General features: G+C 64.0%; 25 protein-coding genes and 1 tRNA gene. 19 read left to right on the plus strand and 7 right to left on the minus strand.

Annotated elements, in window-relative coordinates; translation table 11 throughout:
- The first annotated feature begins 22 nt into the window (after positions 1-22).
- From BLS27_RS09260 to rsd, 4 genes are all read left to right on the plus strand, one after another.
- Positions 23-1123, plus strand: a complete 1101-nt coding sequence (locus BLS27_RS09260) for a uroporphyrinogen-III C-methyltransferase (RefSeq protein WP_043213388.1) — start codon at positions 23-25, stop codon at positions 1121-1123.
- The gene (locus tag BLS27_RS09265) at positions 1120-2358 is read left to right on the plus strand and encodes a heme biosynthesis HemY N-terminal domain-containing protein (RefSeq protein WP_090344258.1); all 1239 of its coding nucleotides are present in this window, start codon (positions 1120-1122) and stop codon (positions 2356-2358) included. Before BLS27_RS09260 ends, BLS27_RS09265 begins: the two co-directional genes overlap by 4 nt.
- A gap of 221 nt (positions 2359-2579) precedes the next feature.
- Positions 2580-3086, plus strand: coding sequence for a disulfide bond formation protein B (locus tag BLS27_RS09270; RefSeq protein WP_090344260.1), 507 nt, complete (start codon positions 2580-2582; stop codon positions 3084-3086).
- A gap of 231 nt (positions 3087-3317) precedes the next feature.
- The gene (gene rsd / locus BLS27_RS09275) at positions 3318-3788 is read left to right on the plus strand and encodes a sigma D regulator (protein ID WP_090344262.1); all 471 of its coding nucleotides are present in this window, start codon (positions 3318-3320) and stop codon (positions 3786-3788) included.
- A gap of 9 nt (positions 3789-3797) precedes the next feature.
- On the opposite strand, the gene BLS27_RS09280 is transcribed toward rsd, so the two are convergent.
- The gene (locus BLS27_RS09280; RefSeq protein WP_090344264.1) at positions 3798-4460 is read right to left on the minus strand and encodes an FKBP-type peptidyl-prolyl cis-trans isomerase; all 663 of its coding nucleotides are present in this window, start codon (positions 4458-4460) and stop codon (positions 3798-3800) included.
- 224 nt (positions 4461-4684) lie between these two features.
- Here BLS27_RS09280 and BLS27_RS09285 point away from each other — a divergent pair, with 224 nt between their 5' ends.
- Entirely contained in the window at positions 4685-5770 is a 1086-nt protein-coding gene (locus BLS27_RS09285) for an AlgP family protein (protein WP_090344267.1), read from the plus strand.
- Here the strand turns inward: BLS27_RS09285 and BLS27_RS09290 are convergent.
- On the minus strand, positions 5746-6228 hold the full coding sequence (locus BLS27_RS09290; RefSeq protein WP_090344270.1) for a TIGR02444 family protein: 483 nt from the start codon (positions 6226-6228) through the stop codon (positions 5746-5748). The two genes, BLS27_RS09285 and BLS27_RS09290, sit on opposite strands and share 25 nt — an antisense overlap.
- A 69-nt stretch (positions 6229-6297) precedes the next feature.
- On the opposite strand from BLS27_RS09290, the gene BLS27_RS09295 reads away from it, so the two are divergent.
- The 3 genes from BLS27_RS09295 (at position 6298) to BLS27_RS09305 (ending at position 9547) form a co-directional block, all read left to right on the plus strand.
- Positions 6298-8208 (plus strand): ATP-binding cassette domain-containing protein, encoded by a 1911-nt coding sequence (locus BLS27_RS09295; protein WP_090344273.1) that lies wholly within the window; start codon positions 6298-6300, stop codon positions 8206-8208.
- Entirely contained in the window at positions 8208-8795 is a 588-nt protein-coding gene (locus BLS27_RS09300) for a mechanosensitive ion channel family protein (protein ID WP_070572070.1), read from the plus strand. The genes BLS27_RS09295 and BLS27_RS09300 overlap by 1 nt, the downstream gene beginning before the upstream one ends.
- Positions 8796-8914: 119 nt before the next feature.
- Positions 8915-9547 carry a LysE family transporter gene (locus BLS27_RS09305; protein WP_090344276.1) on the plus strand — a complete coding sequence of 211 codons (633 nt, stop codon included), beginning with the start codon at positions 8915-8917 and terminating at the stop codon, positions 9545-9547.
- Positions 9548-9602: 55 nt separating this feature from the next.
- On the opposite strand, the gene BLS27_RS09310 is transcribed toward BLS27_RS09305, so the two are convergent.
- Both BLS27_RS09310 and BLS27_RS09315 read right to left on the minus strand, forming a co-directional pair.
- On the minus strand, positions 9603-10355 hold the full coding sequence (locus BLS27_RS09310; RefSeq protein WP_043208196.1) for a slipin family protein: 753 nt from the start codon (positions 10353-10355) through the stop codon (positions 9603-9605).
- A gap of 2 nt (positions 10356-10357) precedes the next feature.
- Positions 10358-11704 carry an NfeD family protein gene (locus tag BLS27_RS09315; protein WP_090344278.1) on the minus strand — a complete coding sequence of 449 codons (1347 nt, stop codon included), beginning with the start codon at positions 11702-11704 and terminating at the stop codon, positions 10358-10360.
- 96 nt (positions 11705-11800) lie between these two features.
- Here BLS27_RS09315 and BLS27_RS09320 point away from each other — a divergent pair, with 96 nt between their 5' ends.
- The 3 genes from BLS27_RS09320 (at position 11801) to BLS27_RS09330 (ending at position 13271) form a co-directional block, all read left to right on the plus strand.
- The gene (locus BLS27_RS09320; protein WP_043208200.1) at positions 11801-12259 is read left to right on the plus strand and encodes an aminoacyl-tRNA deacylase; all 459 of its coding nucleotides are present in this window, start codon (positions 11801-11803) and stop codon (positions 12257-12259) included.
- 60 nt (positions 12260-12319) lie between these two features.
- Positions 12320-12562, plus strand: coding sequence for a DUF2789 domain-containing protein (locus BLS27_RS09325; protein ID WP_043208202.1), 243 nt, complete (start codon positions 12320-12322; stop codon positions 12560-12562).
- 70 nt (positions 12563-12632) lie between these two features.
- The gene (locus BLS27_RS09330) at positions 12633-13271 is read left to right on the plus strand and encodes a hypothetical protein (protein WP_043208204.1); all 639 of its coding nucleotides are present in this window, start codon (positions 12633-12635) and stop codon (positions 13269-13271) included.
- Positions 13272-13360: 89 nt separating this feature from the next.
- Here BLS27_RS09330 and BLS27_RS09335 read toward each other — a convergent pair whose 3' ends face one another.
- The 3 genes from BLS27_RS09335 to BLS27_RS09345 form a co-directional block, all read right to left on the minus strand.
- Positions 13361-13798, minus strand: a complete 438-nt coding sequence (locus tag BLS27_RS09335; protein ID WP_043208206.1) for a CBS domain-containing protein — start codon at positions 13796-13798, stop codon at positions 13361-13363.
- Positions 13799-14076: 278 nt separating this feature from the next.
- Positions 14077-15810 (minus strand): dipeptidase, encoded by a 1734-nt coding sequence (locus BLS27_RS09340; protein ID WP_090344281.1) that lies wholly within the window; start codon positions 15808-15810, stop codon positions 14077-14079.
- A 197-nt stretch (positions 15811-16007) separates the two neighbouring features.
- Positions 16008-16084: transfer RNA gene (locus BLS27_RS09345), tRNA-Arg, on the minus strand.
- Positions 16085-16269: 185 nt separating this feature from the next.
- Here BLS27_RS09345 and BLS27_RS09350 point away from each other — a divergent pair.
- The 8 genes from BLS27_RS09350 (at position 16270) to BLS27_RS09385 (ending at position 23521) form a co-directional block, all read left to right on the plus strand.
- Positions 16270-17019, plus strand: a complete 750-nt coding sequence (locus BLS27_RS09350; RefSeq protein ID WP_043208214.1) for a GntR family transcriptional regulator — start codon at positions 16270-16272, stop codon at positions 17017-17019.
- Positions 17016-18740, plus strand: coding sequence for a fumarate reductase/succinate dehydrogenase flavoprotein subunit (locus tag BLS27_RS09355; protein ID WP_043208217.1), 1725 nt, complete (start codon positions 17016-17018; stop codon positions 18738-18740). The genes BLS27_RS09350 and BLS27_RS09355 overlap by 4 nt, the downstream gene beginning before the upstream one ends.
- 113 nt (positions 18741-18853) lie before the next feature.
- On the plus strand, positions 18854-19099 hold the full coding sequence (locus BLS27_RS09360; RefSeq protein ID WP_043208219.1) for a 4Fe-4S dicluster domain-containing protein: 246 nt from the start codon (positions 18854-18856) through the stop codon (positions 19097-19099).
- A gap of 123 nt (positions 19100-19222) precedes the next feature.
- Complete coding sequence (locus tag BLS27_RS09365) at positions 19223-20629, plus strand: ABC transporter substrate-binding protein (protein ID WP_043208221.1); 1407 nt, start codon at positions 19223-19225, stop codon at positions 20627-20629.
- 15 nt (positions 20630-20644) lie between these two features.
- Positions 20645-21427, plus strand: a complete 783-nt coding sequence (locus BLS27_RS09370) for an ABC transporter permease (protein ID WP_090344285.1) — start codon at positions 20645-20647, stop codon at positions 21425-21427.
- Positions 21427-22284, plus strand: a complete 858-nt coding sequence (locus BLS27_RS09375) for an ABC transporter ATP-binding protein (RefSeq protein ID WP_043208223.1) — start codon at positions 21427-21429, stop codon at positions 22282-22284. The genes BLS27_RS09370 and BLS27_RS09375 overlap by 1 nt, the downstream gene beginning before the upstream one ends.
- Positions 22281-23246, plus strand: a complete 966-nt coding sequence (locus tag BLS27_RS09380; protein WP_043208225.1) for a HEAT repeat domain-containing protein — start codon at positions 22281-22283, stop codon at positions 23244-23246. Before BLS27_RS09375 ends, BLS27_RS09380 begins: the two co-directional genes overlap by 4 nt.
- Positions 23246-23521 (plus strand): DUF971 domain-containing protein, encoded by a 276-nt coding sequence (locus tag BLS27_RS09385; protein ID WP_070572047.1) that lies wholly within the window; start codon positions 23246-23248, stop codon positions 23519-23521. The genes BLS27_RS09380 and BLS27_RS09385 overlap by 1 nt, the downstream gene beginning before the upstream one ends.

Below are 23521 nucleotides of genomic sequence, written 5' to 3' on the forward strand. Positions count from 1 at the left end.
CCCCCATGCAAAGGATGGATACGTGAGCGAAACTGTCTTGTCCAACAACGAACAACCCACGGCGTCCGATACGCCGGAATCCACCTCCGCCACGCCTGCCAAGCGCTCTGGCAACGGCCTGGCACTGTTGGCCCTGCTGCTCGGCGCGGCAGGGGTCGCCGTCGGTGGCTGGGGTGTCTGGCAGGTCCGTCAGCTGCAAGGCAGCGAGCAGGGCCAGGGCCAGCATCTGCAGGCCCTGAACGAGCGCACCGAGGCGTTGCAACAACGCGAGCAGCAGATCAGCGCGCAACTGGCCACCCTGCCGGCGGCCAGCGAGCTGGAGGACCGCCGTCGTCTGGTGGCACAGTTGCAGGGCGACCAGCAACGCCTCAACCAGCGTCTGGAAACCATTCTGGGCGAGAGCCGCAAGGAATGGCGCCTGGCCGAGGCCGAGCACCTGCTGCGCCTGGCGACACTGCGTCTTTCTGCGCTGCAGGACATCGCCAGCGCCAAGGCCCTGGTCGAAGGGGCGGACGAGATTCTTCGCGAGCAAAGCGACCCTGGGGCATTCGCTGCCCGAGAACAACTGGCGCGCAGCCTGGCCACCCTGAACAGCACCGAGCAGCCGGACCGCACCGGTCTGTTCCTCAAGCTGGCAGCCCAGCGCGAGCTGGTCCAGCAGCTCAGTGCACAATCGCCTGAGTTCGAAACCAAGGCCGATGCCCTGGGCGCCCTGACGGCCGATGGCGATGGCGCCAGCCGCCTCTCCCAATGGTGGGCGGAGATTTCCAAGTACTTCCAGATCGAGTTCAACGCCGACGAGAACGTGCGGCCGCTGTTGTCCGGACAATCGCTCAACCAGCTGCGTCTGGCGCTGAGTCTGACCATCGAGCAGGCACAATGGGCGGCGCTCAACGGCCAAGCGAAGGTCTATACACAGGCCTTGGACGATGCCCGCAGCGTATTGCTGGCCAATTTCAACGCCGACAACCCGCAGAGCAAGGCCATGCTCGCCAGCCTCAACGAACTGGCCGAACAGCCGGTCTCGGTGGTCACTCCTGACCTGTCCGAGAGCCTGGCCGCGGTGCAGGCGTACATCCAGCGTCGCCACCTGCCAGCGGAAGCCGAAGGGGGCAAGCCATGAAGCGCGTCTACCTGCTGGCGGTGCTGGCGATCGTGGTAGCCGCGGCATTGGGCATCGCGGTCGCCAAGCACAGTGGCTATGTATTGGTCGCCTACGGTGGGTTCCGCTACCAGTCCGGACTGTGGGCGGCCTTGGCAGCGCTGGTCGCCATTGTCGTGGTGCTCTGGCTGGTGCGTTACTTGATCGGTCTGGTGCTGACTTCGAGCGGTGTGGTCAACCCCTGGTCGCGGCGCAACCGCAGCCGTCGTACACGCATCGCTATCGAGCAGGGGCAACTGGACCTTGCCGAAGGCCGTTGGGCGAGTGCCCAGCGCCACCTGCACCGCGCTGCCGAGGCCGAGCGCCAGCCATTGCTTTACTACCTTGGCGCGGCCCGAGCCGCCAATGAGCTGGGGCGTGTCGAAGACAGCGACAGTCTGCTCGAGCGCGCCCTGGAGCGTCAGCCCCAGGCCGAGTTGGCCATCGCCCTGACCCATGCGCAATTGCAGATGGATCGCGGCGACATTGGCGGTGCCCATGAAACCCTGCTGGCCATGCAGGAGCGTCACCCTCACAACAACCAGGTGCTGCGCCTGTTGTACCGCCTGCATCTGGAGCAAGGTGACTGGTCGGCGTTGATCCGTCTGCTGCCGGAGCTGCGCAAAGGCAAAGTGCTGCCGGCCAAGGAACTCGCCGAGCTGGAGCAACGCGCCTGGGGTCAGAACCTCGGCCTGGCGGCGACCCGCGGCGAAGATGCCCAAGCTGCCCGCCAAGCCTTGGAGCGGGCCTGGCAACAGCTTACGGCGGCCCAGCGCCAGGAGGCGCAATTGGTATCGGCTTACGCTGAGCAGCTGCGCCAGCTCGGTGCCCAGGGCGAAGCCGAACAGGTGCTGCGCACGGCGCTCAAGCGTCAATACGAAAGCCACCTGGCCCGTCTGTATGGGCTGGTGCGCGGCGACGATCCGGCCCGACAGCTGCAAACGGCCGAAGGCTGGCTCAAGGACCACCCGCAGGACCCAAGCCTGCTGCTCACCCTGGGCCGTCTGAGCCTGCAGAACCGACTGTGGGGCAAGGCCCGGGACTACCTCGAAAGCAGCCTGCGTATGGAGCGCAATTCGGAAGCCTGTGCTGAGCTGGCCCGGCTGTTGGCCGGGCTGGGTGAGACCGAACGCAGTAATCAGTTATTCCAGGAGGGGCTGGGCCTGCTGGACGAGCGACTCTTGGCTTTGCCACTGCCCGAGGGCGTGCGAGCCTGACCGAACCAGGTACCCACGCCGAGCCGTGGGTACCTGGCGCTGTAACTTCTCCTGTTAGGTTGGCGGCATTTACGCTAACTCTCTTCGGAAATCTCCTACTCGAAGTTGCAGACTTTCCTTTTTCAATCAGGGAGTTGTCTCTCCTGTAGCGCCTTGAAACAAAGCGCCTCTTTCCACTACCGTTCCGGGCTACTTCATTTTGATCCGGGACCTTCTCGCTCATGCTGCCGGCCCGCTTGCGCACCTTTTTTCTGATTGGCGGTTTCGCCTCGGCGGCGGTCCTGCTTGCCTCGTTCTGTCTCGAAAACACCCTTGGCCTGGTGCCGTGCTCCCTGTGTTTCAGTCAGCGATTGCTGCTTGGGTTGTACGCATGGGTGTGTATGTGTGCGGTGTTGCATTCGCCGGGCATGGTCGGCAAGCGCAACTATGCGGTGCTGGCGCTGGGTTGTTCGTTGAGTGGGGCGCTGCTGGCATCCAGGCATGTCTGGTTGCAAGGGGCGGGGCTGACGGTCGATGCCTGCCAGGTGCCGTTCGCGTGGATGCTGGAGCAGTCGTGGGAGCAGGCGTTGAAGATGCTGGTACTGGGTGGCCCCGACTGCACCTCGCTGACCTGGAGCTTCGTTGACCTGACCTTGCCCGAGTGGAGTCTGCTGGCGTTCCTGTCTTTGTCGGCCCTTCCGCTGAGCTGGTTGCTGGGCTACCGCATGCGCCAACTCGGCAAAGGTTGATCCACGACAAATGTCATGGGATCGCACGACCAGCGGTGTCCTGCCAGGGTATTAAACGCTTGTATGAACTTTGTCCACTGCGTACCTTGAAGCCCAGCACGTGCGGGAATAATCTCGCAGCACGCTTACCGAAAACACAACTGCTCGATGCCGTCCTGCTGATGTCACCTTTGTGCCGCGGTATTAGCGCACGAGGTGCAGCGGCATCTACCCAGAAGGGAAGAGATCGCCATGCTCGATAGTTGTCAGAACGCTCAGGAACGCTGGGGTGGGGTTCACAAGCTGATCGACCGTTGGCTCCAGGAACGAGCGGAGCTCGTCCAGGCCTTTCGCGCCTTGCGCGAGGCCAAACCGGCCTTCGCCGACAAAGACAAAAACCGTGATTTTTGCGCGGTGCTCGTCGACTACGTTTCGGCGTGGCATTTCGAAGTGAGTGAACAACTGGTCACCGAGGCCAAGGCGTTCGGTGACGAGGGTGCGCTGCAGCTCGCCGAGCAGATCAACCCGCGAATCAACGACATCACCCAGATTGCACTGGCCTTTAACGACCATTGCGAAAAGGGCGAGTGCAAGGACCCCGAGCGCTTCTCCAAGAAATTGGGCGAACTCGGCAGCCTGTTGCACGAGCGCTTCGAACTCGAGGACTGCCTGATCGAGGTACTGCACAACGCGCACAAGGAAGAGGGCGCGGTGCAGGCCTGAGGGCAGGCGTCAGTCGGCCACCGCCAGCAGTTCGATTTCAAAGACCAAGGGGGTGTAGGGCGCGATCAGGTCGCCCGCACCTTCGGCTCCATAGGCTTGTGCCGACGGGATCACCAGGCGCCACTTCGCCCCTGCTTTCATGTGCGGCAATGCCACTTGCCAGCCTTCGATCACCGAGTCCAGGTTGAACCATTGGGGCTGCTGGTTCTGGTCGAACACCGAGCCGTCCGGCAGCTTTCCTACGTAGCGTACCTGGACCTTGCCACCGGCTTTGGGTGAGTTGCCCGTACCGCTTGCCAGCTCGCTGTAAAGAATGCCTTCTGGCAGCTCGTGGACACCGGCCCGCGCCCGCTCGTTGGCCAGGAAGCGTTTCTCCGCTGCCAGGCTTTTATCAATCTGGGCCTGTTCGGCGGCCGCGCTGGCTTGTTCTTCGTGTTGCTGGAGAATGGCTTGCATGCGCGGCTTGTCGAGCTTCAGTGGCTTGCCCTGGTAGGCCTGGCGCAGGCCCTCGACCAAAGCGTCGAGCTCAAGGCCGGGCACTTCGTCACGCAGGCGTTCACCCAGGCTGGCGCCAAGGCTGTACGCCAGGTCGTGGTTGGAGGGGGATGCTTCAGGGTTGGCCCAGGCCAAAGGCGCTGTCAGGCACAGGCCGAGAATAAGATAACGAGGCACGGTCAACTCCTGCTGCGATGAGCGCAAAGTATGCCAGCCTTGTTGGCCAAAGATGTGTAAATATCAGCAACACTTTATTGGGCAACTACACTTGCACCGAGCTGCAAGATGACAACTTTGCCCAGGCATGCAACGCGGCGTTCATAATACTGTCCACATGCCCTAGCGGCGGTAGCAGCAGAAGCATAGTATGAGCCGCAATCTCGTCAGCCAGGAGGTAAACCATGTCGGCCAAGAAGAAGCCAGTCAGTACGCCGTTGCACCTGCTCCAGCAACTTTCGGGTAGTCTGCTCGAACATTTGGAAGATGCCTGCTCGCAAGCGCTGGCGGATGCCGAGAAACTGCTGGCCAAGTTGGAAAAACAGCGCGGCAAAGCCCAGGAAAAACTGCACAACGCACGCCTGAAGTTGCAGGACGCCGCCAAGGCCGGTAAAGCCAAGGCTCAGAACAAGGCACATAAAGTGTCCGCTGAACTTGAGGAGTTGCTCGACTCGCTCAAGGAGCGTCAGGCGCAGACTCGCACTTATATTCAACAACTTAAACGTGACGCTCAGGAAAGCCTGAAACTTGCCCAGGGTGTTGGCAAAGTGCGCGAGGCTGCCAGCAAGGCGCTCGACCAGCGCGCGTCGGCCGCTAAGGCACCTGCCAAGCCGGCAGTGACTAAAGCCGTTGCCCGTCCGGCTGCCAAGGCGACTGCAAAACCAGCCGCAAAACCCACCGCCAAAACCGCCGCTGCCAAGACCGCAGCCGCCAAGCCCGCTGCCAAGGCGCCGGTGAAAGCCGCTGCCAAGCCTGCGGCCAAGGCCCCGGTGAAAGCCGCTGCCAAGACTGCGGCCAAGGCCCCGGCGAAAGCCGCTGCCAAGCCTGCGGCCAAGGCCCCAGCCAAAGCCGCCGCCAAGCCGGCTGCCGCCCGTACCGCGGCTGCAAAACCTGCCGCAAAACCTGCCGCTGCCAAGGCCACCGCCAAGCCGGCTACGACCAAGACCGCCGCCGCCAAGCCCGCTGCCAAAGCCGCCGCCAAGCCGACTGCCGCCAAACCTGCCGTCGCCAAGCCTGCAGCCAAGCCCGCCGCAGCCAAGGCGACTACCGCCAAACCAGCCGCAACCAAGACCACGGCTGCCAAGCCTGCTGCGCGTAAGGCCCCGGCCAAACCAGCTGCGGCCAGGCCTGCCGCCAGCAAGCCAGCAGAAGCCAAGCCTGCCGCACCGGTGACCAGCAGCCCTGCGCCAGCGACCAACTCGGCAGCGCCTGCCGCCGCGTCGCCAGCACCGGCCAGCACCCCGGCTCAGTCGGCGCCGTCGGCCTCCTGACGCCCATTGGCCACGGCGCGCAGCTGATTCAGCGCGTCGTGGCCACGGGCTTGCTCGGGCACCAGCCATTGCAGCCAATCGCCTGGCGGGCCCTTCGGGTCCGCAGGCCATTGCCCCGCACACGCCTGCAAACGCGCCAGCAACGTGCGCTCCGCTTCCAGCTCCAATCCCTTCACCTGCTCGCGCAGCGACGCCAACTGCGCATCGCCTTGCGCCGCTTTGCGCCATTGTTGGCGCAGCACGCGCAGGGGAGCTATGACCTGTTGCTGCCATGGGCCGGCAATGGCTTGTAGCGCAGCCGCGCGCATCGCATCGGGTGCGACACGGCGGGCCTGTAGCCAAGTCCCGCAAAGCAGCAGACAGACATCCGCGCCTGCCCCTTGCAGTGCAAGGCAGGCCGCTTCGACCCCGGGCTGGCGATACAGCGCCAAGGCGTGATTCCACAATTCGTTCTGCATGTTCGGACTCGCCAGTGGTCAAGGTGGCCTGTGTGCCCAGAAGGGAAGCTGATAGACTCCGCGACCATCATGATCAGACTATCGAATCTCACTTTACAGCGTGGTCCGCAGCGCTTGCTAGAAGGCGCCGAGATGACCCTGCACGCCGGTCACAAGGCCGGCCTGATCGGCGCCAACGGTGCCGGAAAATCCAGCCTGTTCGCCTTGCTGCGCGGTGAGCTATCGCCCGATGCAGGCGACTGCCAACTGCCTGGCGATTGGCGCATCGCCCACATGCGCCAGGAGGTCGACACCCTCGATCGCCTGGCGGTGGACTATGTGCTCGACGGCGACGTACGCCTGCGCAAGATCCAGGCTGACCTGGCTGTCGCCGAGGCAGCCCACGATGGCACCGCCGTAGCGCGTCTGCACATTGAGCTCGACAGCGCCGACGGTTACACCGCCGATGCCCGCGCGCGTAAGCTGCTGGCAGGTCTGGGCTTCACCACCGAGCAGATGGACCGACGCGTCGGCGACTTCTCCGGCGGTTGGCGGATGCGCCTGAACCTGGCACAGGCCCTGATGTGTCCATCCGATCTGCTGCTGCTCGACGAGCCCACCAACCACTTGGACCTGGACGCAATCCTCTGGCTGGAGGACTGGCTCAAGGGCTATCCCGGCACGCTGCTGCTGATTTCCCACGACCGCGACTTCCTGGATGCGGTGGTCGACCATGTGCTGCATGTCGAGCAGCGCAAGCTCAACCTCTACAAAGGTGGCTACAGCGCCTTCGAACGCACCCGTGCCGAGCGTCTGGCACAGCAGCAACAGGCCTATGAGAAGCAGCAGGCCCGCCGCGCGCACATGGAAAAGTACATCGCGCGCTTCCGCGCCCAGGCCACCAAGGCCCGTCAGGCGCAGAGCCGGATCAAGGCCCTGGAGCGCATGGAGGAGCTGTCTGCCGCCCATGTGGACTCGCCGTTCGACTTCGTTTTCCGCGAGTCGGACAAAATCTCCAACCCGCTGCTGGACCTTTCCGAAGGCCGTCTGGGCTATGGCGACAAGGCCATCCTGGAGAAGGTCAAGCTGCAGCTGGCGCCCGGTGCACGCATCGGCCTGCTGGGCCCTAACGGCGCCGGCAAGTCGACCCTGATCAAGAACCTCGCTGGTGAGCTCGAACCCATCGCCGGGCGCCTGGTGCGGGGTGAGAACCTGGCGGTGGGCTACTTCGCCCAGCACCAGCTCGACTCCCTGGACGACAAGGCCAGCCCCCTACTGCACTTGCAGCGCATTGCGCCGGCCGAACGTGAGCAGACCCTGCGTGACTTCCTCGGTGGGTTCGATTTCCACGGCAACCGCGTCGACGAGCCGGTGGTGAACTTCTCCGGCGGCGAAAAGGCGCGCCTGGCCCTGGCGTTGATCGCCTGGGAGCGTCCGAACCTGCTGTTGCTCGATGAGCCGACCAACCACCTGGACTTGGAGATGCGCCTGGCCCTGACCATGGCCCTGCAGGAGTTCAGCGGCGCGGTGGTGGTGGTTTCCCACGACCGACACCTGCTCAAGAGCACCACCAACGACTTCCTGCTGGTGGCCGATGGCAAGGTCGAAGCCTTCGACGGTGACCTGGACGACTATAGCCGGTGGTTGATCGACTATCGCCAACGCAGTGCGCCGGTCAGCAATGCCCCGGCCAACCCGGATAAGACCGACAAGAAGGCCCAGCGTCAGGCCGCCGCCGCGTTGCGTCAGCAACTGGCACCGCACAAGCGCGCCGCCGAGAAGCTCGAGGCCGAGCTGAACCAAGTGCATGGGCAATTGGCCGAGATCGAGACGGCGTTGGTCGATGGTGGTCTGTACGAGGCGTCCCGCAAGGACGAACTGCGTGACTTGTTGGCGCGTCAGACCAAGCTCAAGCAGCGCGAGGGCGAGCTGGAAGAAGCCTGGATGCAAGCGCTGGAAACCCTCGAGGCCATGCAAGCCGAGCTGGAGGCGTTGTCCTGATGGAGGAACTGCGCTCGCTGCTGCCAGGGCAATGGATGGACGCGTTCTGGCTTGGGCTGCAGATCCTGCTGATCCTGATCGCCGCGTTCATCTTGCAGCGTGTGATCGCTCGTGGGCTGAGTCGGCTGGGTAACCGCTATCCGCTGCCACCCGAGCTGCTGGTGCCGGTGCGTGGCGGTCTGCGCTGGCTGATCATGGGCAGTGCGCTGTTGTTCGTGCTCGAGCGTCTGGGCGTTTCGGCCACGGTGCTGTGGACGGCGCTGTCAGGCTTCGTCGCGGTGGCGGCGGTGGCGTTCTTCGCCATCTGGAGCGTGCTCTCCAACCTGCTGTGCGCGGTGCTGATCTTCACCGTCGGACCGTTCCGTATCGGTGATGTGGTAGAGCTGGTGGACACCCTCGACAAGCCGGGGGTCAAGGGCCGGGTGATTGCCATCAACCTGTTGTACACCACGCTGATGGAAACGCCCGAGGCGGGCGGGGCGCTGGTGCAGGTGCCGAACAGTCAGTTCTTCCAGAAAGCCGTGCGCCGGTGGCGTGGGACCGAAGTGGCTACGGTGTCGAAGGGCGAGCCGGTCGAAGCGGATTGACGCGTTGGACCGTGTTGGTGTCTTCGTGGGGATGACAGAAGCCACGAAAAATCGCTGGTGATTTTTTCACCAACCCCTTAGCTTTACGTTTTGCAACATATGTCAGAGCGAGGTGTGCGATGTCGATGGAAACCTGGTTGGCCTTCTTTGCCGCGTGCTGGGTAATCAGCCTGTCGCCGGGTGCCGGGGCCATCGCCTCGATGTCCAGCGGGCTGCAGTACGGGTTCTGGCGTGGCTACTGGAATGCCCTGGGCCTGCAACTGGGCCTGATCGTGCAGATCGCCGTGATCGCCGCCGGTGTGGGCGCCATCCTTGCCGCCTCGGCCACCGCCTTCCAGCTCATCAAATGGTTCGGCGTCGCTTACCTTGTGTACCTGGCCTACAAACAGTGGCGCGCCTTGCCCATGGACATGAATGACACCTCGGGCGTGCGGCCTATCGGCAAGCCGATGAGCCTGGTGTTCCGCGGTTTCCTGGTCAACGTCAGCAACCCCAAGGCACTGGTGTTCATGCTCGCGGTGTTGCCGCAGTTCATCAATCCGCATGCGCCGCTGGTACCCCAGTACCTGGCCATCACCGCCACTATGATCACCGTGGACATGCTGGTCATGGCCGGCTACACCGGCCTGGCGGCCCGCGTACTGCGGTTGCTGCGCACGCCCAAGCAGCAAAAGCGCATGAACCGCACGTTTGCCGGCCTGTTCATCGGTGCGGCGGCGTTTCTGGCGACCTTGCGCCGCGCGCCGGTCTGAACCGTTCGCAGCCCCCACAGGCTTGGCTTCGAGCCGGTGGGGGCTGCAGTGAGGATCAACGCGGCTTATCGACCAACCCCTTGAGCAAGTCCACCGGCAGCGGAAACACGATGGTCGAGCTCTTGTCCCCGGCAATCGCCCCCAGCGTCTGCATGTAGCGCAACTGCATCGCCCCCGGCTCCTTGCTCAACATCTGCGCCGCCTGCATCAGCTTCTCCGAGGCCTGCAGTTCACCTTCGGCGTGGATCACTTTGGCCCGCCGTTCACGCTCGGCTTCGGCCTGACGGGCGATGGCGCGGACCATCGATTCGTTGAGGTCAACGTGCTTGATCTCGACGTTGGCCACCTTGATGCCCCACGCATCGGTCTGCGCGTCGAGCACTTGGCGTATGTCCAAGTTGAGCTGCTCACGCTCGGCCAGCAGTTCGTCCAGCTCATGCTTGCCGAGTACCGCGCGCAGGGTGGTCTGGGCCAGCTGGCTGGTGGCGCTGAGAAAGTCTTCCACCTGGATGATCGCCTTCTGCGGGTCGAGCACGCGAAAGTACAACACGGCATTGACCTTGACCGAGACGTTGTCGCGGGTGATCACGTCCTGGGGCGGCACGTCGAGTACCACGGTGCGCAGATCGACCCGCACCATCTGCTGGATCCCCGGGATCAGGATGATCAAGCCCGGCCCTTTGACCTGCCAGAAGCGCCCCAGTTGGAACACCACGCCCCGCTCGTACTCGCGCAGGATGCGCAGGGCCGACAGCAACAGCAGGCCGATGACCGCCAGCAAGGCGCCAAAACCGAATTGAACGAACATCTTCACTCTCCTTGCGCGCAGGGCGCGGTGGCACTGACCTCCAGCATCACGCCATGGCGGGCCGTCACGCGCACATGTTGGCCAGGCTGCAGCGGGGTCGCGCACTGGACTTGCCATTGTTCGCCCTGGGCCTGCACAGAGCCGTAGAACGGATTGTCTGCCACCACCTGGGTCACCGTGACCAAGCTGCCCACCAGCCCGGCATCGCCACTGACCAAGGCGCGTCGCCTGGCCTTGATGGCCATGCCCAAGACGCCGCCGAGCAACAGTGCCGAGACCGCCGCCAAGGCGACGATCAGCCCCAGGGGAATGCCGAAGCCCGGCGCGTCGGTGTCCATGAGAATCACCGCGCCGACCACGAACGCGACGATGCCGCCGAAGCCGACCACACCGAAGCTCGGCAAGAACGCCTCGGCGACCATGAAGGTCACGCCCAGTAGGATCAGCGCTACCCCCGCATAGCTCACCGGCAGCAACTGCATGGCGTACAGGGCCAGCAGCAGGCAGATGCCACCGATCACACCGCCGACGCCGGAGCCCGGGTTCATGAACTCGAACAGCAAGCCATAGATCCCGATCATGATCAGGATGAGCGCCACGCTGGGATTGGTGATCACTGCTAGCAGTCGGGTGCGCCAGTCCGGCAGGTGTTCGACGATGGCGGCGCCGGCGGTGTGTAACTGGCGCGGCTGGCCGGCAGCGATGAAGGTCTTGCCGTCCAGTTGCTTCAACAGGTCCGGGAGGTCATCGGCCAGTTGGTCGATGACTTTGATGCGCACCGCCTCGCTGGCCGACAGGCTGACCGCCTCGCGCACGGCCTTCTCTGCCCACTCGGCGTTGCGCCCGCGCAGCAGGGCCAGACCGCGAATGTACGCGGCGGCATCATTGACCTGCTTGCGCGCCAGGGTGTCGTCTTCGCGCAGCGCGTTGGGCTCAGGTTTGCCCGGCGGTGCCGCCCCGATCTGCACAGGCGTGGCGGCGCCCAGATTGGTGCTTGGCGCCATGGCGGCCACGTGGCTGGCATAGAGGATATAGGTGCCGGCGCTGGCTGCCCGGGCCCCGCTGGGGGCGACGAAGCTGGCCACGGGCACGGGACTTGCGAGAATCGCCTTGATGATCTGGCGCATGGCGCTGTCCAGCCCGCCCGGGGTGTCCAGGCGGATCACCACCAGTTGCGCGTTTTGTGCCTGTGCCTGTTCCAGGCCGCGTACCAGGTAGTCGGCAGTGGCTGGGCCGATGGCATCGTCGACATCCAGCAACCAGACGCTGGCACCGGGCGCTGCAAAGCCACTCGGAACCATGCCGAGCACGAGCATCAGCAGCAGCCAGCGCCAGCCGCGAGCGATCACCTGTCGTCACCTTGTCCGGGCCTGTCACCGAAGTTTAGTCGTACCCGCCGGACCTCGGCCTAAACTTCCTAGATGGGGGTAAACCGGAGGTGCATCATGCGTATGGCCAAAACCCTGCAGCAGCGCCTGGACAAGGCCAACTGCGACTACGACATCATTCCCCATCCTCACTCGGCCACGAGCCTGGAATCGGCGCGCACGGCCGGCGTACCTGCCGAGCGGGTCGCCAAGTCGGTGATGCTCGATGACCGGCATGGCAACTACATCATGGCCGTGCTACCGGCCAACCGCCATCTGGACATGAGCAAGGTGCGTATGTCCGGCGCCTGGCAACTGACCCGTGAAAGCGGCCTGCCGAGTCTGTTCGGCGACTGCGAGCGCGGCGCTGTGCCAGCCCTGGGCGATGCCTATGACATAAAAATGCTGCTCGACCCGAGCCTTACCCGCCAGGGTGATGTCTATCTGGAGGCGGGGGATCACGATCACCTGATCCACATGAGCATGGAGCAATACCTGAAGCTGGTTCCCCGCGCCGAAGTGCGCGAACTGTGCTGATGATCATCAACCCACTGCCGGGCCGGCGTCGTGGACGGCCGCCCGGCCCGAGGAGGCACCATGGAAGCACCGAACCATCCATTCGCCGAACTGTTCAAGCAACTGGGGCTGGCGGACGATGCCGAGAGCATCGACAAGTTCATCACCACGCATTCACCACTCAAGAACGAGATCAAACTGGTGGATGCGCCGTTCTGGACCGAGGCCCAGCGGGCCTTTCTCAAGGAGAGCGTGATAGAGGATGCCGATTGGGCCGTGCCGTTCGATCAACTCAACGAGGCCTTGCGTCGCCCCCGCAAATAAAGCGCCGAGCGGCACCTGATGGGTGAATTGGCCGTTGCTATGCTCAGGTAAAACAACAGGGGATAGCGCGATGAAAGATCCCTACGCATCAGGCTTCTGGTGCTCCGTGACGATCCTGGGCACGCTGACGGCCGGTTACTTCTACGGCATCCGCCACGTCCACTCCATGGACCACGCGCTGCAGTTCATGTATGCCGCCGCCGCCATCACGGCGGCGGTGGCGCTTTGCGCTCTGGCCTGGAGCGCCTGGCAACAGTTGCGCTTGAACAAGCGCGAGGTGATCCAGGGGCATACGTTGGTGACCATCTGGAACACTAAGGTCGCCCTGCGTCGGGTCGAGACGGTTTTCGATCGCTATTTCTGGGGTAGCTACTGGCATTCAGGGCGGACCTTCGAAGAGGTCATGGGTGAGCTCAAGGGCACACCCCTGGAGCAGAGTCTGGACGCGCTCAAGCGTCAGTGCCGGGAACTGGACCGCGAGATCCGTGACCATCAACACCGCTGGTTGGCCAACGCCCGCGACCTTTCCAGCGTAGCCACGGCCATGGCGCGCGAGCGCTATCAGCTGGACCTGTGCGACCCCCAGGGCCGCGATGGCGGCAATACCGCGGTGCTCAATCGGGACCTTGAGGTGTTGGTGTACACCTGGTCAGCGCGCCTGCGCAGCTTCGACCATCAGTTGGACGAGCTGGAGCGCGCATACCACTAGCGTCTGGGAGCCAAGCGCCATGGAGCCGCTGCGACGGGAGCACAGCAGCCCTGAGAACCGGACGGACGAGTGCGGCCACTCAGCGGGTATCAATCACCGCGGATGTACTGCTCCAACTGCATGATGAGATTGGCCTGTTCGGCGATGGTTTCCTTGACCAAGTCGCCGATCGACAGCAGGCCGAGCAACTCGCCGTTGCTCACCACTGGCAGGTGGCGCAGGTGCCGGTCGGTCATCAGGTTCATGCAGTACTCCAGGCTCTGCCTGGGCTCGACCGTGACCACCGGCGCACTCATGATCTCGCGCACTGGCGTCGCCGCCGATGAGCGCCCCTTGAGCACCAGCTTGCGGGCGTAGTCGCGCTCACTGACGATCCCCACCACTTGGTTGTTTTCCACCACCGGCAAGGCACCGACGTTCTTCTCCGCCAGCAGCTTCAGGGCGTCGAGCACCGAGTCGTCAGGGCCGATGGTGTAGACGGTCTGATGTTGGGACTTGGTCTTGAGGATTTGTTCGACGTTCTTCATACGGGCCTCTGCGGGGTGAAAACCGATGTGTCGGAATAACTAAAGCATCCGGCACGCCAGCCTGCACGGCAATGCAGGAAACGGCATGGACTCGATTGAAAAACGTCATGTGATCTTTAAAAGGCCTGCTCGCGCGCATCTGTAACAGGCCAGCACAGCGATGGACCGCACAGCGGCCCCAGGCTCAATAGGATCAAGGCATTCAAGACAGCCGCTCCCACAAGGCCTTGGATGGACAATGTGGGAGTGGGCAACCGGCACGGCTTGCAGAATGCCGATCAGAGTTTGGGCATCTGTCCAATCCGCGCGATCATCTCACTGACGATCTGCAGATCCAGCATGAACTGCTCCACGGTCTTGAACTCGTTGTCGTTGTGCCCGGTGTACTTCACGTTGGGCATCGCCAGGCCGAACTGCACGCCGTTAGGCAGGTCATGCACCGAGGTGGCGCCAGCAGAGGTGCCGAACTCGTGAGGCAGGCCCAGGTTCTGGCTGGCCACATCCAGCAGGGCCTTGACCCATTCACCCTCGGGGTTGCGGTACATCGGCTCGTCGAGGCTGTACTCGAAGGCCACCGAGGTGTGGCTGCCGCGCGCCCAGTTGCCCAGCTTGTCGGCCAGCTCGTCCTTGAGGGTGGGCAGCGGCTTGCCTTTGGGGATGCGCAGGTTCACCGCAAGCTTGAGGGCTTTCTGGTCGAGCCCGACGTAGGTCAGCGAGGCGGTCAGCGGGCCCATGAACTTGTCTTCGAAGTTCACGCCCAGCTGTTTGCCCAGGTAGTCCAGCCCCCAGTTGTCTGCCGCATAGCGCGCCGCATCGGTGATGTGGTTTTGCTTGAGGGGCACTTGGTTGCCCAGGCCATTGAGGAAGACGAGCATCCGCGAAACCGGGTTGACGCCCGATTCAGGCTCCGAAGAATGGGCCGAGACACCGGTCACCGTGAGGATGACTTCCTTGCCGGCCACCTTGGCGTCGATGGTGAAGTCGCCACCGTTGCGCCTGACGTACTCGGCGCCTGCCTTGTTCAGGGCATCGGCCAGGGCGGCGGGATTGTCGCCGAGCAGGGTCGCCACCGAAGTGGTGGGGATCTGGTTGGTGGCCAGGCCGCCGGTGAGTGTGGTGACTTCCGCGCCCGTGCCGGTGGCCGGACGCCGATGGAAGCTCGCCATAACGGTGCCATAGCCTTTTTCGGCGATCACCACTGGATAGCCGCCATCGAGCGCCAGGTTGTAGTTGGGCACCGGGTTGCGGGCGAAATAGTAGGGGATGGCATCACCGCTGGTTTCTTCAGTGGTGTCCACCAGCAGCTTGAACTGCCGGGCCAGCGGCAGTTTTTCGTCCTTGGCCACCTTGAGCGCGTACAGCGCCACGACGATGCCGTTCTTGTCGTCCTCGGTGCCACGCCCGTACATGCGGTCCCCTACCAGGGTCACCTTGAACGGGTCCAGGCGCGTGCCGTCTTCGAGTTTCCAGTTATCCGGGTTCACCGGCACCACATCGGCGTGGGCGTGGATACCGACGACTTCCTTGTCGTTGTCGCCCAGGGAGATTTCATAGACCCGGTTGTCGATGTTGCGGAATTTCAGACCGAAGCCCTCGGCCAGGGTCTTGATTTTTTCGGCGATCTTGAGGAACTGCGGGTTCTCGTGCTGTGGCACGCCCTCGACCTGGAAGGTCGGAATGGCCACCAGCTCGCGCAGGGTTTCGGTGGCTGCCTTGCCGTATTTGATCCGGGTGTACAGGCCGAGCAGTCGGTTGATCTCGTTTTGCTGATCAGCGTTGAGCGGCTTGCCGGCCAGGTAGGTGGTCAGCGTTTCGTTCAGCGCGTCGGCCTTGGCCAGGTTGCTGCTGGCCAGCTTGCTGAGAAAGTGACGGAAATCAGTCGGATCGCTGCCGTCGTAGGTCTTGAGGATCGCCGCCGATTGCTGTGGCGTGAGGTTGGCCTGGGCCTGGTTGGCGAACAGCCCGAGGCTGGCCAGCAGCAGGGTGGCGATCGTGAGTTTTTTCAGAGTCATGAGTCAGCGCAGTCCTTCGCGGATCGTTGATAGAGGTCCCCGCTCTGTAGGAACGGGATAACCCCACGCTAACACCAATGGAGAGGTTGTAGGGAGAGGCACAGTGGCACTAGTGTGCAACTGGAACGGGGAAGCAAACTCGCCGAAATTCCAGTCCAAATGAAAAAGCCCCGGGAGATCTCCCAGGGCTTCAGGTATGGCGCACTCGGCGGGATTCGAACCCACGACCCCTGCCTTCGGAGGGCAGTACTCTATCCAGCTGAGCTACGAGTGCAACGGGGCGCAATGATACCCATCTCGTGGGGTTGCGTCCATCGCCTTGATCTGTAGCTGTTTTTGCCACAACGGCATGGTCGCCGAAAATATCCATATTCGAAAACGATATTTCTCACATAACGCTTATGCGCTATCCTCTGGTCACAACTTGTTATAACAAGTCACGTCAGAGTGAAGAGAATCATGGCCGAATTGCTCCCCCTGTCCCCGGTACCGCTGTACAGCCAGCTCAAGGAGCTGCTGCGTGAGCGCATCCTCGACGGTACCTATCCGCCCCACAGCCGCATGCCCTCCGAAGCCGAGCTGGGCAAGGCCTTCGACGTCAGCCGCATCACTGTGCGCCAGGCCTTGGGCGATCTGCAGAAGGAGGGTCTGATCTTCAAGATCCATGGTAAAGGCACCTTCGTTGCCAAGCCCAAGGCGTTCCAGAACGTCACCACCCTGCAAGGCCTGGGCGAATCCATGAGCCAGATGGGTTACGAGGTGATCAACCGCCTGCGCAGCTTCCGTCATGTACCGGCCAGTGCACTGGTGGCCGAGCGTCTGCAGGTGGAGGAGGGCAGCTTGGTCACTGAGATCCGCCGGGTGCGGCTGATCAACCGTGAGCCGGTGTCGCTGGAACTGACCTGGCTGCCCAAGGCCGTTGGCGAAAAGCTCGAAAAGGCTGACCTGGTCACCCGCGACATCTTTCTGCTGCTGGAAAACGACTGTGGCATCGCCCTGGGCCACGCCGACCTGGCCATAGATGCAGTGCTGGCCGATGCCGACCTGACCCAGGCGCTGGAAGTGGAGGAGGGCTCGCCAATCATGCGCATCGAGCGTCTGACCCACGCCGCCGACGGCACGCCGCTGGACTTCGAACACCTCTACTACCGCGGCGATGCCTTCCAGTACCGCCTGCGCATCGACCGCCAGAAGGGAGCCAAGGCATGAGCATCGAGACCCGCGACTACGACATCATCGTCATCGGCGGCGGCACCGCAGGGCCTATGGCCGCGATCAAGGCCAAGGAACAGGACAAGTCCTTGCGCGTGCTGCTGCTGGACAAAGCCAACGTCAAGCGCAGCGGTGCCATCAGCATGGGCATGGACGGCCTGAACAACGCGATCATTCCAGGCCACGCCACGCCCGAGCAGTACACCAAGGAAATCACCGTAGCCAACGACGGTATCGTCAATCAGGCCGCTGTGTATGCCTACGCCACCCACAGCTTCGAAACCCTCGAGCAACTGGACCGCTGGGGCGTGAAGTTCGAGAAGGACGAGACCGGCGACTACGCGGTGAAGAAGGTCCACCACATGGGGGCTTACGTGCTGCCCATGCCCGAGGGCCACGACATCAAGAAGGTCCTCTATCGCCAACTCAAACGCGCGCGGGTCGAGATCACCAATCGCATGGTCTGCACCCGCGTGCTGCTCGATGGCGAAGGTGCCGCTGCCGGGGTCATGGGCTTCGATTGCCGCAGCGCAGAGTTCCAGGTGATCCGCGCCAAGGCGGTGATCCTCGCCTGTGGTGCGGCCGGGCGGCTGGGCCTGCCCTCGTCGGGCTACCTGATGGGCACCTATGAGAACCCGACCAATGCCGGCGATGGCTACGCCATGGCCTATCACGCGGGGGCGGAGCTTGCGAATCTGGAGTGCTTCCAGATCAACCCGCTGATCAAGGACTACAACGGCCCGGCCTGCGCCTACGTCACCGGCCCCCTGGGTGGTTACACCGCCAACAGCAAGGGCGAGCGCTTCATCGAGTGCGACTACTGGAGCGGGCAGATGATGTGGGAGTTCCACCAGGAGCTCGAAGGCGGCAACGGTCCGGTGTTCCTCAAGCTCGATCACCTGGCCGAGGAGACCATCCAGAACATCGAAGAGATCCTGCACAGCAACGAGCGCCCCAGCCGTGGGCAGTTCCACGCCAACCGTGGCACCGATTACCGCCAGCACATGGTCGAGATGCACATCTCCGAGATCGGCTTCTGCTCCGGGCATTCAGCCTCTGGTGTGTGGGTCAACGAAAAGGCCGAAACCAGTGTTCGCGGCCTGTATGCCGCCGGTGACATGGCTGCAGTGCCGCACAACTACATGCTCGGCGCTTTCACCTATGGCTGGTTCGCTGGGGTCAACGCTGCCCGCTACGTCGCTGGGCGCCCCTTCGCCGAGGTGGACACGGCTCAGGTCGAGCGCGAGCGCGAACGGGTGTTCGCGCCTTTGCACCGCGAACACGGCCTGCCACCGGCCCAGGTCGAGTACAAGCTGCGGCGCATGGTCAACGACTATCTGCAGCCGCCGAAGGTGACCAAGAAGATGGAGATCGGCCTGGCCCGCTTTGCCGAGATCGAGCGTGACCTGTCGCAGATGAAGGCCAGCAACCCCCATGAGCTGATGCGTGCCATGGAAGTGAGCGTGATCCGCGACTGCGCCGAGATGGCCGCAAGGGCTTCGCTGTTCCGCGAGGAGAGCCGCTGGGGGCTGTATCACCATCGGGTGGATTTCCCGGAGCGCAACGATGGCGAGTGGTTCTGCCATTGCCACCTGAAGAAAGGCGAGGACGGCCAGATGACCAGCTTCAAGAAACCCATCGAGCCCTACCTGATTGCCCTGGATGCCCAGGAGCAGACTGCCTATGACCGGCTGCGGGTCAAAGCCGACGCTGCCTAGGCATCGACGAACCCAGTGGGAGCGGCTTTGCCCGCGAACAAGGCACCGCCGGGCAAGACCGTTGCCCCCGCAGGACGGTGCAGAGGCTCAACGAACCCCGAGGACTCCGTGAAATGGCCTACCAACCCCAAGAGATTTTCTTTCGCAGCAACGCCCCGGTCACCATCGACGAAGACAAATGCATCGCCGAGAAAGGCTGCACCGTCTGCGTCGAGGTCTGCCCCATGGACCTGCTGGCCATCAACCCGGCGACCCAGAAGGCCTACATGGCCTTCGACGAATGCTGGTACTGCATGCCGTGCGAGAAAGACTGCCCGACCGGCGCGGTGAAGGTGGACATTCCCTACCTGCTGCGCTGAACCACGCCACACGCCATCCGGCCCACCACCGGACGCCCATTCGAAATGCCCCCTCGTTTCCCACCACCGCGCCAGGTGGCGGAGACGACGCCAACACCTAAAAACGATTCGAGGGGAAACACCATGCGCCTTGCAGCAACCGTGGCCGGCCTCGCGCTGGCAACCATTGGCCTGAATGCCAACGCCGAAACCATCCGCATCGCCATCGGCACCCAGGACACCACCATCAACTGCGCCACTGGTGGCCTGCTAATCCGTGAGCTGGGCCTGCTGGAGAAGTACCTGCCCCATGACGGCAAGTACAAGGACGCGACCTACCAGGTCGAGTGGAAGAACTTCACCAGTGGCGCACCGCTGACCAACGAAATGGTCGCGGGCAAGCTGGACTTCGGCGCCATGGCAGACTTCCCCGGCTCGTTCAATGGCGTCGCGCATCTGGATGCTGGCAAGCGCAGCCTGTTCATCAGTGTGCTGTCCGGCAGCGTACAGGGCAGCGGCAACGGCATCGTGGTGCCGGCGGCGTCGACCGTGCAGGCGCTCTCCGAACTCAAGGGCAAGACCATCTCGGTGCCGTTCGCCTCCACCGCCCATGGCATGCTGCTGCGCGCCGTCGCCGCCCAGGGCTGGGACCCGCAAAAAGACGTGCGCATCATCGCCCAGGCCCCAGAGATCGCAGGCTCGGCGTTGCGCAGCAACCGCATCGAGGCTCACGCCGACTTCGTGCCCTTCGCCGAGCTGTTCCCCAACCGTGGTTTCGCCCGCAAGATCTACGACGGCGCCCAGGCCAACGCACCGACCTTCCATGGCGCCCTGGTCGATGCCGACTATGCCAAGCAGTACCCAGAAGTGGTCACCGCCTACCTGCGCGCCAGCCTCGAAGCCGACCGTCTGATCGCCGCCGAGCCCGAGAAGTACAGCGAGCTGATCGAGAAGGTCACCGGCATCGAAGCCGAGGTGAACTACCTGTTCCACGGCCCGCTGGGCCTGCAGACCCGCGACCTGACCTGGAAACCTGAGTACCGCCAGGCCGTGGCCACATCCATCGATACCCTCAAGCTACTGAAGAAGACCGACCGAGGCCTGGACACTGCCCAGTTCATCGACGATCAGTACATCCGCGCCGCCTTCAAGCAGGCTGGCCTGGACTACGACAAGGCGCTGAAGAACTACGCTCCACTGCCGCTCAGTGCCACCGATGCGCTGACTGGCCAGCCGATCAAAGATTTCAGCCGCCTGGCGCAGATCTGGGTGCGCGGCGAAGACAAGGTCCGCCACTACGCCTCGCCAGAGGCCGCCCTCGGCGCCCTGGCGCAACTGGAACAGGAGGGCAAGGACATCCGCGCGATCTACGCCCAGGCCGCCGACAGCGGCATCAAGCTGCTGGCCAACCAGGCCTGGTTCGTGCGCAACGCCAAGGGCGAGCTGGCGGCCTTCCTGCTCAAGGACCAGGCCGAACAGTACGCCAAAGCCCACGGCGGTGAGGCGCTGGACTTCGTCAGTGCCAACCGCAAGCTGCTCGCCCAGCGCTGATCCGGAGGCAATGTCATGACCCGCGACCTCACGCGCTGGCCGCTGCGCCTGGCGTCCTTGCTGGCCTGCCTGCTTTTCTGGCAGGTGGCGGCCAGCCAGAAGTTGGACCTTGGCCTGTTCACGTTCACCTATGTGCCCACGCCGAGTGCCGTGCTCGAGGCCGCCTGGCAGCTGTTGGCATCGAGCGCCTTGCTGGCGCATGTGTCCAGCAGCCTGGCGCGGGTATTCGCCGGTTATCTGGCCGCCGCAGTGTTGGGCGTGGCGCTAGGGCTGTTGATCGGTCGCTCGACGTGGGCCGAGGACACCCTGTTACCACCGCTGGAAGTGCTGCGGCCGATCCCGGCGGTGGCCTGGATTCCGCTGGCGATCCTGATGTTTCCGTCGTCTGAGCTGTCGATGGTGTTCATCACCTTCACCGGCGCGCTGTTTCCCATCCTGCTCAATACCGTGCACGGCGCAGAGGCGGTCGACCCGCGCCTGGTGGCCTCGGCGCGCAGCCTAGGCGCAGGACGCGGCGCGATCCTGCGTGAGGTGGTATTGCCGGGCGCGCTGCCGAGCATCGTCACCGGGCTGGCCATCGGCATGGGCACGTCGTGGTTTTGCCTGGTCACCGCCGAGATGATCTCCGGACAGTTCGGCATCGGCTATTACACCTGGGAGTCCTACACCTTGCAGAACTACCCGGACATCATCGTCGGCATGCTGTTGATCGGCGTGCTGGGCATGGGCAGCAGCACCCTGGTCAAGCGCCTGGGCGCGCTGGCCACTCCCTGGTACTGCGCGCGGAGGGCAGCCTGATGAACAGCTATCGACAGGCGCCGCAGGCCGGACGCATCGAGGCGCATGGCGTGTCGATCCGCCTGGGCCAGGGGCGCGATGCCTTCGAGGCGGTGCAAACCTTGGACTTTGCCGTCGCTCCAGGCGAGTTCGTGTGCATCCTCGGGCCTTCGGGCTGTGGCAAATCAACCCTGCTCGGCGCCTTGGCCGGCCACCTGGCGCCCAGCGCCGGGCGGCTCGAGGTCGATGGCCAGGCAGTCGAAGGCCCTTCGCCCCAGCGCGGCATGGTGTTCCAGCACCACACCTTGCTGCCCTGGCGCAGCGTGCTCGACAACGTCGCCTTCGGCCTGAAGATGCAGGGCGTGGGCAAGGCCGAGCGCCAGCGCCGCGCCCAGGACATGTTGCAACGGGTGGGGCTCGCCGACTTCGCCGAGCGCTGGCCGAGCCAGCTTTCCGGCGGCATGCAGCAACGCGCCGAAATCGCCCGCGTGCTGATCAACCGCCCACATCTGCTGTTGATGGACGAACCCTTCGGCGCGCTCGATGCCCAGACCCGCTCGCGCATGCAAGAGCTGTTGCTGGAAGTCTGGAGTGGCATTCGCACCACCGTGGTGTTCGTCACCCATGACATCGACGAGGCGCTGTTCCTCGCCGATCGCATCCTGGTGATGAGCCCGCGACCCGGACGCTTCATCGAGGACCTGCCACTGAGCTTCCCGCGGCCACGTCGCGCAAGCCTTTTGACCAGCCCCGAATTCACCCATCTCAAGCGCCATTGCCTGGCGCTGCTGCGCCACGAAGAAGGCCGCGAACTGCCGCGCCTGACCCCGCTGGGCCTGCCCGGCACCGATCATCCACCGCTGCGGATAGCCCTATGACCGAACGAATCACTGATAACCCTGACATCCTCCCGCTGCTGCCACGCCTGGCCGATGCCGATGCTGGCGTGCGGCGTATCGCCCTGATCGAACTGGCCGACCTGGAAGACCCGGACGGCCTGCCCTGGCTGACCGATGCCCTGCTGGTCGATCCGCATGTCGAGGTCCGCGCCGAAGCCGCGCGCCTGCTGGAAGCCTGGGAAGAGCCCGAAGTGGTGCAGGCGTTGTGTGCCGCCTTGGCCGATGTCGCCGAGCCGGTGCGCCTGGCGGCGGCCCAGAGTCTGAGCGAACTCAAGTCCCTGGAGGCGGGCACGCTCATCCTGCCGTGGGCCAGTCATGCCGACGCGTTCGTTCGCGCCAGTGCCTTGCGGGCATTGCGTGAGCTGCGCCTGGAGGACGCTGCAGGCCCTGCGCTGCTGGCCCTCGATGACGCCGACGCTTCGGTGCGTCGAGAGGCCGTGGGCATCCTCGGCTGGCTCAAGCATGCCCCCGCCTTGCCGGCGCTGGCGCGGCTGGCCGGGGAAGAGACTGACACCGAAGTTCGCCGTGCTGCCATCGGCGCTCTGGGCCTGGCCCGCGATACCAGCGTGCTGCCGGCATTGGTCGCAGCGCTAAGGGACGAGGCCTGGCAAGTACGCGAAGAAGCTGCCACCACGCTGGGCAAGGTCGGATTGGGCGCTGCCGGGCCTGCATTGATCGCGGCCTTGGACGACAGCTACTGGCAGGTGCGCCTGCGTGCGGCACGGGCGTTGGGCCGCCTGCGGCATGGCGAGGCGTTGGATGCCCTGGCCCAGCTGCTCGGGCATGCCATCGCCAATCTGCGCAAAGAGGCAGCGCTGGCCCTGGGCGAGTTGGGCCAGGCCCGGGCGTTGCCAGCGCTGCAGGCCGCCGAGGCCGATGGCGACCCCGAGGTGCGCAAGGCCGTGCGCATTGCCCTGGCGCAACTGCAAGGGGCGGCGTGATGAACGCGCCCCAGTCGCTGCGCAACCTGCGTGGGCGAGGCGAATTGGCCGTGCACTGGCCCGATGCGTTGCAGATCGTCAGCCATGCCCGCCTGCGCGGCGCCTGCCCCTGCTCGCAATGCCGCGCGGCGAAGTTGCGCGGTGGCATCGCCGTGGTACGTGAGGATGTGCGTGTTGAGCGGATCGAGGTGCAGGGGTATGGCGTGCAGCTGGTGTTCAGCGATGGGCATGAGCGCGGGATCTTCCCTTGGGCATACCTGCGGGACCTAGGGTGA

Origin of the sequence: Pseudomonas guariconensis (assembly GCF_900102675.1) — a bacterium.
Classification (GTDB): Bacteria; Pseudomonadota; Gammaproteobacteria; order Pseudomonadales; family Pseudomonadaceae; genus Aquipseudomonas; species Aquipseudomonas guariconensis.